Source organism: Parabacteroides sp. MSK.9.14, from assembly GCF_019041495.1.
Taxonomy (GTDB): Bacteria; Bacteroidota; Bacteroidia; order Bacteroidales; family Tannerellaceae; genus Parabacteroides; species Parabacteroides merdae.
This window is the reverse complement of record NZ_JAHPXO010000001.1, coordinates 280,569-293,180: the sequence shown is the minus strand read 5'-3', so window position 1 is coordinate 293,180 and position 12,612 is coordinate 280,569. Positions and strand designations below refer to the sequence as shown.

At 47.0% G+C, this 12,612-nt stretch carries 9 protein-coding genes; 4 read left to right on the top strand and 5 right to left on the bottom strand.

Features of this window, described 5'->3' with window-relative positions; all coding sequences use genetic code 11:
- Positions 1–58: 58 nt before the first annotated feature.
- The 5 genes from KTG12_RS01025 to KTG12_RS01005 form a co-directional block, all read right to left on the bottom strand.
- Positions 59–1,087, bottom strand: coding sequence for a glycosyltransferase family 9 protein (locus tag KTG12_RS01025; RefSeq protein ID WP_022321705.1), 1,029 nt, complete (start codon positions 1,085–1,087; stop codon positions 59–61).
- On the bottom strand, positions 1,087–1,692 hold the full coding sequence (locus KTG12_RS01020; RefSeq protein WP_005639910.1) for a DUF4254 domain-containing protein: 606 nt from the start codon (positions 1,690–1,692) through the stop codon (positions 1,087–1,089). Before KTG12_RS01020 ends, KTG12_RS01025 begins: the two co-directional genes overlap by 1 nt.
- Before the next feature lie 52 nt (positions 1,693–1,744).
- On the bottom strand, positions 1,745–2,428 hold the full coding sequence (locus KTG12_RS01015) for a response regulator transcription factor (RefSeq protein WP_138272623.1): 684 nt from the start codon (positions 2,426–2,428) through the stop codon (positions 1,745–1,747).
- Positions 2,429–2,434: 6 nt separating this feature from the next.
- Positions 2,435–3,808 carry a sensor histidine kinase KdpD gene (locus KTG12_RS01010; protein WP_227225976.1) on the bottom strand — a complete coding sequence of 458 codons (1,374 nt, stop codon included), beginning with the start codon at positions 3,806–3,808 and terminating at the stop codon, positions 2,435–2,437.
- Positions 3,809–4,123: 315 nt separating this feature from the next.
- The gene (locus KTG12_RS01005) at positions 4,124–7,750 is read right to left on the bottom strand and encodes a discoidin domain-containing protein (RefSeq protein ID WP_022321703.1); all 3,627 of its coding nucleotides are present in this window, start codon (positions 7,748–7,750) and stop codon (positions 4,124–4,126) included.
- Between the two features lie 154 nt (positions 7,751–7,904).
- Here KTG12_RS01005 and KTG12_RS01000 point away from each other — a divergent pair, with 154 nt between their 5' ends.
- From KTG12_RS01000 to KTG12_RS00985, 4 genes are all read left to right on the top strand, one after another.
- Positions 7,905–8,129: a nucleotidyltransferase family protein gene (locus KTG12_RS01000; protein WP_138272632.1), complete on the top strand. Its 225-nt coding sequence runs from the start codon at positions 7,905–7,907 to the stop codon at positions 8,127–8,129.
- Positions 8,130–8,189: 60 nt separating this feature from the next.
- Positions 8,190–8,510, top strand: coding sequence for a DUF86 domain-containing protein (locus KTG12_RS00995; RefSeq protein WP_005639898.1), 321 nt, complete (start codon positions 8,190–8,192; stop codon positions 8,508–8,510).
- A 95-nt stretch (positions 8,511–8,605) separates the two neighbouring features.
- Complete coding sequence (locus KTG12_RS00990) at positions 8,606–9,463, top strand: GLPGLI family protein (protein WP_005639896.1); 858 nt, start codon at positions 8,606–8,608, stop codon at positions 9,461–9,463.
- Between the two features lie 18 nt (positions 9,464–9,481).
- Entirely contained in the window at positions 9,482–11,974 is a 2,493-nt protein-coding gene (locus tag KTG12_RS00985) for a carboxypeptidase regulatory-like domain-containing protein (RefSeq protein WP_138272622.1), read from the top strand.
- The last annotated feature ends 638 nt before the right edge of the window (positions 11,975–12,612 follow it).

Sequence of the window (12,612 nt, the reverse complement as noted above, 5' to 3'; positions counted from 1 at the left end):
GTTCTTTATAACATTTTGAAAAATAACAGACCCTCATGATATCGTAGTTTTCTCTTTACTATTTTATTGATGCCTTTACCTTTTCAACAATCCTCTCCGGTGTTATCAGTGTCATACACGCCCAATCACCGCGCAAACATGGTTTCTGCCCAAATACAGAACAAGGCCGACAAGGTAAATTTTCCTGAATAACATCACCGGAATCTTGATGATAACCATAAAAACCGGCATAAGGATGCGTCGCTCCCCAAATCGAAATCACTCGTGTACCTACCAAAGAGGCAAAATGCATATTTGCAGAATCCATACACAATAGCACATCCAATTGGCTGATTAACGCCAACTCATTATCCAAGGCATATTTACCTACAACACTTTTAACACGTGGATATTGAAACTCCCATTGTTCAAGGATTGCCTCCTCATATCCTCGCCCTCCGAACAAAAAAACAGTATAATCTTCACATTTCGACAAACAGGCAACGACTTGTTCCATTTCGTCCACTGGATAAATTTTACCTCGGTGTTTGGCAAATGGAGCAACACCGATCCATTTGCCTTTTTTAATTCCAGCAACGGAGGCCATTCCAGACAATTCGGCAGGAAATTCTTCATAAAGAGATGTAAACGTTTCTGTATAGTTCAACCCAGCAGCCCGAAACACATCGGCATAACGGACTATAACCGGACGAAGAGGATAAAGTCGTTTGCCTTTAATTGCAGTCAATCTTTTACGTTCTTTCCGCGCTTTATCCAACACAAACACACGCTTACCATTCAATCTGAAAAAAGTACAGATTATTATCGTACGGATCACATTATGCAAATCCAAGATAACATCAAAATCGAATTTCAACAATGCCGAGATAAATTTCAACAACCCGATAAGCCCTTTTTCAGCCCCCTTTGTATTAATACCGATAACCTCCACATTAGGTGGACGATTCATAAACAGGGGCATCAAAAAAGCTTGAGTCAAAACAGTAAAGGAATCTTCCGGATTAGCTTTGGCGGCAGAATAAATGACAGGCACTGTCATAGCGACATCGCCTATAGCCGAGAGTCGTATTACTAATACCTTTGCCATTATTTTTTACCGTACAATACTGGGTTCAAGGCCGGATCATTATACATCTTCATTTGTTTATAGACTTTCATATATTTACGTCCAGCACCGATATCTGCCAATAACTGATCCAATGCCACGCATAAATCCTTTTTTTGTTCCAAAAGTATGCGCAATTTTTCTTCACATTTTCCCTTATGCTCAGGAGTCGCATCCGAACGATCTACCTCCTGTTGCATATGATAAATCTTCAGGATCAAGATGGACAATCGATCAATCGCCCATGCTGGGCTCTCTGTATTGATCGTTGCATTCGGTAAGACTTTCACATTTTTATACTGATCCAAAAAGAAACTGTCAATTAACTCAACCAGATCCGTACGATCTTGATTGGATTTGTCAATCCGTCGTTTGATCACCAATCCTTCAGTCGGCTCAATAGCCGGATTGCGGATAATATCTTCCATATGCCATTGCACAGCATCAATCCAATTCTTCAAATACAGATAGAACTCTATACTCTTCACCTCATAAGGATTATGTACCGTGGCATCTATATGATCGGTGATATGATATGCCTTCGTAGCCTGTTCAAATACCAGGCAAGACTTTTCGCTGAAACTCATACGCTTTTTTATTTGTCTATACTTCTCAATTGCGCAAAGATAGCAAGTTTTTTTATCCTTTCAGCATATAGCCTTTTTTTGTAAGGGAAACGATACTGGTCAAAGGGTCGTTACGCAAGGCTTTGCGAAGATAAGTGACCTGCACATTCAAAGCCAGGGAGTTGGCATAAGAGACATTTCCCCATACAGCAGATAGGATGATTTCACGGTCGATCGCAACATTTGGATTACGGGCGAGGATACGAAGAATTTCTGCCTGACGGGAAGTGACCAACGTCTTGCTGTTGCCTGTACGGATTTCATTTGTGGAATAGTCAAACACGGTATTAGCGAAATGATAGATTTCTTCTTCGACTTTCACATCGGGATTCACTTCAAACCGCTCTTTGATCCGCGCCAGCAGCTCTTCCGGATAGAAAGGCTTGGCAAGATAGTCATTTCCTTTGAGGCTGAAGCCTTTCAGGCGGTCGTTTTTGTCCGAACGGTCGGAAAGGAAAAAGATCAGGACATGGCGATCGTTTTCCCGTATCTTTTCTGCGACCTCAAAACCATTCAAATCCGGCATATTGATATCCAAAAGGACAAGATCAGGCTTAACAACCGGAAATTGTTCGAGAACCATCATCCCGTTTCCGGTATAAGCCACATCATACCCTTCTTTTTCAAGAAAACGTTTGAGAAGAAGTGAATATTTCAGATCATCATCTGCAAAAAGTATTTTTAATGGTGTCGCCATATCGTTTTATATCGGTAATCCTACTGTTACTTCCGTGCCCTTTCCCACTTCACTACGAAGCGAGACCTGCCCATGATGGGCTTCGGCTATCTGACGTACATAACTCAATCCCAGTCCCAATCCAGGAATTTGCTTATCCGGTAAATGGACGGAGCGATAGAATTTCTCGAAGACTTTCGTCTGTTCGTCGGCAGAAATACCAACGCCATCATCAGTTACGGTCAGTTCTATCAGCTTGTCATTCCGGATAACGACTACGCGGATATTGACTCCAGAGCCGGAATATTTAATCGCATTCTCTATCAGGTTACTCAGAATATTGGCAATATGCACAGGATCAGCTGTAACCAATGGGAGATCAGGTGGAAAAGCAGTAGAAAAAGCAACCTGTTTTCCAGATGGAATATGAACTAAACGGATCACCTTTTCAACCAACTCTTGCAAATTGAACAGAATGGGATGCAGCAGTGTCGCACTACCGTCGGCACTCACCATATTTTTCAGTTTCTCCAGATAAGCGGAAAGATTGTCCAGCTCAAACAAGGCGTCCTGGACAATACCGTCGCAGGCAGCCTCATCCGTGCGCATCTCTTTATCATTCAAGAAAGAGACACACATTTTCAAAGTCTGTACCGGACGTCTCAATTCATGAATCATCGTATGAACAAAACTTTCACGCATTTCGCCAAGCTTATACTGTTTAAGTATCGTATTAATTTGCAAACCCAAGCAGGAAAGCAGCAACAGGATCAGAAACAGACTCAAAATCAGTTGTCCCACCATCCGCTTCAGAAGAGGGTTTATCGGGAAACCGACTTCTATCATCACCCCTTTCCGCTCCAACGGAGCATACCGGTATTTAACTCCCAAGCAAGGCGGGAACAGATGTTCCGGTAAAATTTTCCAAGAATTGAAACGGCTCAATGTATCTCCTTCCGGCAAAAAAGCGATCTGGAAATCGTATTGCGACAAGCGCGCCCGAAGCAGACTATCTAAACGTTCAACCTGGAAAGGAATATAGTAATTAACGACATTTCGTTCCACACCATGAATAATGCTGTCTTCCGGTAAGGTCGCATCAAACGAGAGGTTTAGTTTTGTCATATTCAGTTGACCGCCAATTATCGAATCGACCAAGACATCCGTTTTAAAATCAAAACAAAGTTGTGTCTGCACATTCCTGATAGTGGAAGTTCCGGATTGAGTACGCGAACTACGATCTATTATATAAGAAGTATCATCACCTATCGCCATTTTCCGGCGCTCGGCAAACTCTTCATCTCCGACACGCAATACATCGGCGGCAATTTCATCAGCATATCGCTCCACTTCATAACGATACTGATTATAGAGCCAATAGGCCTGCACGCTTATCGCCATTAAAGCTGAGAATAACGATAATATATAAATCAGTTTGATCCGCTTTCCCATCTACTTCCGATACTCTTTCCGGCAAAGGTAAAGAGCTTCCCGATAAGTCCTATACAAAAATAGATCTTTTTCAGGCTGCGTAATATTTTAGTAATAATCAAGAAAAAAATATGACAGGAGGTGTGTCGAAACAAAATTCTGCTTACTAATAGGCATAATTTAGGCACAGATACACGGAAAGAAAATAAATTTATCCGTGTAAATCTGTGCCTAAAGGATCGTAATAAAGGTACTTTGCACGCCTTCCGTCGCCGACCTATAATATTATTCCACGTTATATCCGGTAATTAAGACCTTGCCTTCATTACCTCTGGTATCTTCATCTCTCCAGCTCATACGTACTTCCTTCTTTTCACCCGGAAGCAAAGAGAAATAGTTGTCGGAATAAAATACCGGTAGAATCTGCTGGTCGTCTTTACCACCTACAACATTGAGGCGGATCATCAAAGCCGGTGTAGACGTCTTGTTCTCGATAACAGACACGGCACTCCAGGTTCCGTCTGCATTTTTATCCACGGTTGTTGCGGACTGCAAAGCAACCTTTGCCAACTGGCACAAATCCTGGTAGTTGTTTTCTTCCAAACTTCTGTGATAGAAGTTGTCGGAAACGACTTTGCCATCTTCGGTCAGCGTCATCTTGATGAAATGGACCTTCGACAAGTTCTCCGGGAATTCCAACTTGATGCACTTATCGGTCGTATCTTCATTGCTATCGACAGTCGCTTCTTTTTCCCAGGCTACGGATGCATCCATATTCAGAACCTGTACTTTTGCCGTCAGACCTTTATGCGTGCCAGCGCTGTAGTTGACCACTTCTACCTCGTCCGTTGCCGGATTCCACTGGATATGCAGCGGCTCGGAAGCCTTCTTGATAGCAAAATAGGCGGCAGTCGGCTCGAAATAATAATCATACGTCTGCCATACCATTGAAGGCCAACAGGAATGGCTCATCCACATCAGCAGACCTTTGCGGTTCTGGCTTCTGGACTCGAACAGGCTGCGGTGGCCGTCGTAGTTCACCCACTGGGCCAGTTCGGCAAACTCTTTCGCACTCTGCGGTTCGCCATATCCTTTCGCGATGATCTCGTTGAAAGAGGTGCAGCCCTGTGCCCCTTCGCGGGTATAGTCATGCATCCCCCATTCGTTATCCTGCGGCCAGATTCCTTCCGGCGAGAAGGTGCGGAGCATGCTTTCGTAGGTCATGACGTTCGGCATGCCTCGTTCGCTATGGAACTTATCGTTGCCGGTCTTCAGCGTGAAATATTCTTTTGCCGGAAGCATACGGTACGGGCCGTGGCCGCTCACCACATCATCGGCCGAGCTGGAAATATAATGGATATCCGGATGGTCTTCCTTGATGATACGGCGCAACGCCTTGTCGATCTGTTCGGGCGGAAAACCTTCGTTACGTCCGCAGTAGAGGCCGATAGACGCATGGCTGCGAATCCGTTTCACATAATCTTCCGCATTGGCGATAAACATTTCCGGATAATACGGATCGGGTCCGTCGGCCGGGTTAGCCAGCCAGAAGTCCTGCCAGATCATGATACCGTGGCGGTCGCAAGCCTCATAAAGCTCCTCGTCGCCGATCATGCCGACCCAGTTACGCATCATCGTAAAGTTCATATCGGCATGGTAAGCCACAGCAATATCATATTCGCGACCGCGATAGTTCAAATTCGATTCACCGAAGCCCCAGTTACCGCCCCGGCCGATAAAGCGACGGCCATTGATAAAGAGGCTCAGAATATGATTGTCCTCATTGAATGTCATCTGGCGGATACCGACTTTGAAGTCTTTCGCATCCGAAACCTTATCATCCACTTTGAAGGTGAAGTTGGCATCGTAGAGGTTCGGCGCGCCGTAACCTTTAGGCCACCACAAGTGCGGGTTTTCCATCTTCAGTTGCGGGAAGTCCTTGACATCGAAAACGACTGTCTTCTCTTCTCCCGCCGCCAGGGAAACAAGTTGCTGGAATGTGATATCTCCTACCTTGCCTTCCAACGTACCGTTTACCGTATTGGCATCGTGGTTCTTCACGATCACCTCGGCTGTCAACGTAGCGGAAGTCGTATCGGGCAACGGCAGGACAGACGTAACAAGCGGATCGGCAACCGTCACCTTTCCGGTTGAGGTCAGGAAGACATCGTTCCAGATACCGATATTGCGGCCGCGAACCGTCGGAATCCAGTCCCAACCGATCGTCGCGTGGAAGGTCGGGTTATCAGCCCCTAAGATTCCGCCGTTGAAGTCCGTGCTCTGCTTGTTCTTTTCCTTGATCGCCCCGATATGGTTATTCCGGATGATCTCTACAGCCACCACGTTCTTACCCGGAACAACCAGATCCGTCACATCGAACTTGCCTCGCATAAAGGCGCCGTCGATACGGCCTAATTTCTTTCCGTTCAGATAGACATCCGCTTTCCAGTTGATCCCGTCGAAGTTCAGGAACAGGCGGTCCTGCTTGAATCCTTCCGGCACTTCGAACTCGTCACGATACCAGAAGTTGGACCAGAAGAACGATTCGGACACCTGCAACTGGTTGTCCGCATAGTTCGGATCGGCGATTGCCCCGATATTCTTGTAACTGCTCAATACCGTTCCCGGCACTGTCGCCACGATCCAGTTCTCCGGCTTGTAGCCCAGAGTAGATATTTCTTCACCCGAAGCCGTCACTTCAGAAGCACGTTGCAGCTCCCAGTTGCCGCCGGACAAGATGATCTTTCCCTTCGAAGCGGCAGGAGAAGCCACAGGCTGAGCCACTAATCCGCCTTTACCCATTACTTCCACTTCGCTCAGGATATAACGGCTACCGTTCGCCGGCTCTTGCATCAGGACACGCACATAGCGGGCATTCTGCTTGCCGTTCAATGCGATTTCATCTATCAGGCCGTCACCGCCCGGCAGTTCGGCCGCATCTTTCCACTGCACGGCATCATCCGACACCTGCACTTTTCCTTTGACGGCTTTGTTGATCCAGTGCAACACGACCTTATCGAACTCCGACATGCTGCCGAGATCCACATACAACCATTCTTCACCCCCAGTAGCACTCATCCAGACACTGTTGAAGAACTGGGACGGTTTCATTTCCACTAAACCACCGTCCTTATCCATGAAATTAGCTTCCGTAAACACCCAATCGTGTGCGCCTGCCATCTTCAGCAGCACGCGGTAATCGGAGTAAGCGTTTTCGGAATTGAAAGTAATCGTTTCATTCAGTTTGCGGACCGGCATGGTTGTTTCACCGGTCTGTTTGTTCGGGTCGGTCACCACCACCCGTCCGGAGACTGCCTGACCGGGCAGACCGCTACCGCTCAGTTTGCCGATTTCCGTCCAGTTCTTTCCGTCATTGGAACCCTGGCAGATGATCTCGTAGCCGCCTTTCGACACTTTATCGTCATACACGACCGTTCCTACCAGCGACAGTTTGCCGGCCGCTTTGCTATAGTTTGCCAGCGTAAACCGGAAATAGGTATCTCCGCCGGGAAAAGTATTCCGTGAATACGGCCCTTCGTCGATCATCCATTCGCGTTCGCGTCTCGGAACGTCTCCATCGGGCGTAGACAAGTTCAGATACTGCGGTTGCTCGTCCGTCACGATGCCGTCTGTCGCCAACTGCGCCACCAGGTTATAGTCATGACTGGAAGAGGCAAAAGCCGATCGCAACCGGGCAATGTTACGGTAAGTGGAAGGATCCGGAGCCAGAGAAGGCGAGAAATCCTCCTTCGGGTCGCCCGGATACTGTCCGATACCACGCGTATAATAATCAGACCGTTCGAAAGATTCGGCCGTAGGGTTTGTTCCGCCGCATCCCCAAAGAAGCAACGATGCCATCGCCGCCCCGCAAAGGGTAAGGACGTTCTTTTTCTGTTTATCCAAAGTCTTCATTTATGAAAGTTTGCTTTATTATTTTGTGCTTTTTGACTACTTAACCCCTTACTTGAAAGAAGTTTGCACAAACTTACGGAAAAAACTACTATTTACATAGGAATCACCGTTTTTTATGTATCTTTGATCCCATATACAGGATTCTTCATGAAAGATATACAGATATTATATTACTTTGCTAAAACAATTCAAATCCAAATTTGCCGATAAATACGGTATTCCCAAAATCGGCATCTTCGGATCAGTTGCTCGTGGAGAACAAACAGAGAAAAGTGATTTGGAAAAACGGTGTGGCTGCTCGATCGACCTGATTCGCTTGCATAAAAGTTTAAGGCCTCTGTTACTGGATAAGATACTAAAGGAGGGTATTTATGCATAAAGATGAAATTACAGACAGATTGTATCTTATAGCCGAGGCTATTGATGTAATTATCGACCGATGTATAAAATACAAACACCGGACGACTTCCTTTCCACACCTTGGAGAATGACCATATTTGATTCCTGTGTCATGCGCTTACAGACAATCGGTGAATACGTCAAGAAAATAGACGATAAAACAAATAAACAGTTACTACCTAAATATCCCCAAGTACCTTGGGTTAAGGTGATAGGACAGCGTAATATCATTTCGCACGAATACTCTGCTGTTGATGAGGAAAAGATATTCATTACAATTAAGAAACATCTCCCACCTCTAAAAAGCACCGTCTTACTTATTATAAAAGATATAGAAAAGGATTTGGATAGCCAGGAATAACCCCACCGTAATATTTCAGTAATAACTTTACTCGCCCCGGAGGTTTGCCGTCCGCTACATTTGCAGCAGACAAACACTCTAAGACGATTAAAGTTATGAAACGAATCCTATTATCCGCAGTTCTTTTACTGGCATGCGGGGCTGTACAGGCCCAATTCAATATCCGCGTGTACAACATGAGCGAAGTGCTCAAGGCGAAACCCATCGACAAGGTATTGTTCACCGCCCAGTACGACCTCTCCTTTGTCGGCGACACAGCCCATGAAGACAAACATATCGATGAGACTATGATGCTGAAGGTAGGTTCCAAAAGTTCCCTGTTCTACAGCTATGCCCGTTTCCGTATGGACTCGCTTATCGAAATGGACAAAGCGACCGGAGCTTCGCAGGAAATCATCCAGGAACATATGAAACAAGGCACCAGCCAAGTGAACTACCAGATATTCAAAAACTATCCCGAAGGCAAACTGACACAACTCGAACCTATCGCCGCCAGTAACTTCCGTTCGGAAGAAAAAACAGAGATTCCTGTCTGGGAACTGCATCCCGACACAGCAACTTTCCTCGCCTACACCTGCTACAGAGCGACCTGCCGATTCCGGGGGCGAAACTACGAAGCTTGGTACACTCCGGAAATTCCGCGCAGCGAAGGTCCTTGGAAACTGCAAGGACTGCCCGGCCTGATCCTGAAAGCCTCCGACAGCCGGCAGCACTACACCTTCGTCTGCACCGGTATCGAGAAAGCCGGCAAAGAAGAAGCCATCCTGTTTATCGGAAGCGAATACGAACCGATCTCCCGCAAAGATCTCCTCCGGATACACGAACGTTTCGCCGCCGACCCGATCGGCTATCTGAAAGAAACCTCCCCCGGTATGCAGATCATCGTCAAAGGAGAAGACGGACAACCGATGCACCCGAAGAACACGCCTTACAATCCGATAGAAAAAGAGTAACAAAAACAAGAACAAACAATGAAGAGCCTCCTGTATATATCCATTCTCCTGATCACCGCCTGCAACCTGTCTGCCCAGCAAGTCATCAAAGGGACCGTGACCGATGCCGGAAACGGCCAGCCGGTAGATGCCGCAACCGTGCAGATACGTAAAACCGGACGGCAGCTCCCGCTGACCTACACCTTGACAAAGGCCGACGGCACCTTCATCCTCCCGCTCCACCAAGCAGACGACTCACTGTTTGTCCACGTCTCACTGTTGGGATATAAAGCGATCCGGCAAAAGATCACAGCCGGGACAAGACTTCTCATCCGCCTCGAACCGGAAATCTTCACTCTGAAAGAGGTCGAGATACGTCCGGGGCGCGTCTACGGGCAACACGACACGATCAATTACGACGTGTCGCAATTCATCAGTCCGAAAGATGAAGCGATCAAAGACGTACTGAAAAAACTGCCGGGAGTGGATGTAGACGACGACGGGAAAATCTCGTACAACGGGAAAAAGATCAGCAAGTTCTATGTGGAAGGCATGGACCTGACAGACGGGCGGTACAACCAACTAACCAATAACTTGCAGGCGGGTGCTGTCAAGAGCGTGCAAATACTGGAAAACCATCAACCCATCCGTGCCCTGCAAAAGAAGCTGACAACCGAAGATATCGCGATCAACCTCAAACTGAAAGACAATTTCCGAGACCGCTGGATGGGGACGTTGGAAGGAAGCATGGGCATTCCCCCCCTTTTGTGGGAAGGCATGGGCAATGCCATCCAGATCAGCCGTAAAAGCCAGTCCGCCTATATTTATAAAGGGAACAACCGGGGAAACAATGTAACAGACGAACAGAACGTACTTACACAAACAGGAGCCAAAAGAAGAATAGGCCCTTCGATCCCGTCATTCCTTTCCCAGCCCTCCTTCTCCGCTCCACTGAAAAAGGAACGGCTGCTCTTTAACAACGTACATTCCTTTTCCGGCAACCGGATATACAAGCTAAACGAAGCGACACAGTTACGCTTCAACATCAACTACTTGCACGATCTCATACAACAAGAAAGGGGAAGTATCACCCATTATTACCAGGCAGGAGATACGGTTACCCTAAAGGAACAAAACGACACGCACATCCGTACCGACCGGGCGGAAGTGGCGGCAAGCCTGGAAAACAACGCCGACAACCATTACCTGACAAACGACTTCAACCTTTCCGGCAACAGGGAAAGAAGCACGTCCCGTATCTCCGGTGCCTCATCGGTCAACCAGCACATCCGGACACCGGACATGGGCATACGCAATTACCTGCAAAACATCTGGCCACGGGACAAATACACGCTCGAACTCCGTTCACTGCTCCGCTATCACAACCAGCCTGCCCACATCCTGATAGACGGGAACGAACAGACGTTACACTTGCAACAGTTCTATCTGGACCATTCATTCGCTTTCCTGCGCAAGAAAAGGAACCTGACCCGGCAATATACAGCCGGTATAACAGGCGATATCAATTCGATCCGGAACGGAACGAGTCTGTATTTCAAACCGAACTACCAATGGAACCTGCACAAATGGAATCTGACCTTCCATCTTCCATTCGTATGGACCACCTTTCCAGCAGCCGGCTTTTCCCGGTTGGCTGCCAATCCGTTCCTGTACATCAACTATAAGTTCAACTATGCCTGGCGTTTTTCTTTCCATGCCAACTACAAGGAAAGTTACGGAAGCATCACCGACCTCTACCCGGCTGCATACCGCACAGACTACCGCAACTATCGGATGAACAACGGTATCCTGCCCGTCTACCGCAACCAGAGCTATTCGTTGTACGGAGAGTACAAGAGCACGGTGCGCGAGTTCTTTTCCACCCTGTCGCTCAACCATAACCGGGGATGGTCCGACCGTATCTTCGAACAGCAGGTCCGCGACGGGCAAGTCTCGCTTGTCTCCCACCGCCTGTCCAACTATTCTTCCGGCTGGACGGTGAAAGGAACCCTTTCCAAAGGCTTCTACGACTGGGGACTGAAGACGTCGCTCTCTTACCTCTTAGGACGCAACAACGCGGAACAACTGAGCGCCGGCGAACGGTTGCCTTACCGGTACGATTTCATGCAATATGAACCGAAGCTGATCTGGTCGCCCCTGCGCAGCTTCTCTGCCAGCTATCAAGCGACCATCTACCTCGGACGGTCGAAGATCGGGACCGGCACACGCCTTGATCCGCTCCTGAACGTCGTCCAGAAGTTCCAGCTCTCCTACGAGCTTTTCCCTGTAGAGATCAATCTTTCGGCAGACCACTACCACAACGATGTCAGCCGGGACAAGTCTGTCAACGCTTTCTTCGCCGGCCTCTTCCTACGTTGGAAAATGGGAAGCTGGCAGTTCACAGCCGAAGCGACCAACCTGTTCAACAAGAAACAGTATAGCTACACGCAGTATTCCGTCACCGAAAGCTATACTTCCTGGATCAATATCCGTCCGCGGGAATTTATGGCCTCGGTGCGGTACAAGTTCTGAATATTTTATAACTGCCAAAGCGGTTCCCTCTACCAGCATAACGCCATCCGCCTGCTGGAAATAGACGATATCCCGCCAATCGTTATCCGAGATGTTTACCGGACGATAGAAGGATTCATCTTCACCTACGTGCATAATAATTTAATTACAAGACCATTAAAGGGTAAATGCAAAGAGTAAAAGTGCCTTCACCGGTCACAGTTGCCTTCATCAAAAAAATAAGCTGAGTACGGAAAGAGTGTTATAAACCGACAACTGCCATGCTTCTATCGCCAAGCTATAAAACCATAGAGCTTTCGACCCTGGTCGATAATAAAAAAGAATATAAGATGAGTTTTAATATCTATAATATATGCATATTATGCACTCCCATAATCGCTTTATTTTGCACTTAAATAAATCGCTTTGGATAAAAGACGGGAGGGGAACATAGTCAACCGAGATCGGGACAAAACAAGGTGAAAGCAAATTTTTAAGTTGAAGGTAGTCCCGATGTTCACCTTCACCCACCCATACAATTTGATAATCAAAATGTTTCAAAAGGCGGTGAAACCAAATAGGTGGTTTGAATCTAAGAAAATGAACAATTAAAGTTAGAAATACATGGATATTATCAATATTTTTCTCGATCTTCGTTC

Bases quoted from the DNA above. Each gene is read 5' to 3' on its own strand.
- KTG12_RS01025 (WP_022321705.1), bottom strand. From the start codon at position 1,087: ATGGCAAAGGTATTAGTAATACGACTCTCGGCTATAGGCGATGTCGCT.
- KTG12_RS00990 (WP_005639896.1), top strand. From the start codon at position 8,606: ATGAAACGAATCCTATTATCCGCAGTTCTTTTACTGGCATGCGGGGCT.
- KTG12_RS01020 (WP_005639910.1), bottom strand. From the start codon at position 1,692: ATGAGTTTCAGCGAAAAGTCTTGCCTGGTATTTGAACAGGCTACGAAG.
- KTG12_RS01005 (WP_022321703.1), bottom strand. From the start codon at position 7,750: ATGAAGACTTTGGATAAACAGAAAAAGAACGTCCTTACCCTTTGCGGG.
- KTG12_RS01015 (WP_138272623.1), bottom strand. From the start codon at position 2,428: ATGGCGACACCATTAAAAATACTTTTTGCAGATGATGATCTGAAATAT.
- KTG12_RS01010 (WP_227225976.1), bottom strand. From the start codon at position 3,808: ATGGCGATAAGCGTGCAGGCCTATTGGCTCTATAATCAGTATCGTTAT.
- KTG12_RS00985 (WP_138272622.1), top strand. From the start codon at position 9,482: ATGAAGAGCCTCCTGTATATATCCATTCTCCTGATCACCGCCTGCAAC.
- KTG12_RS00995 (WP_005639898.1), top strand. From the start codon at position 8,190: ATGTATAAAATACAAACACCGGACGACTTCCTTTCCACACCTTGGAGA.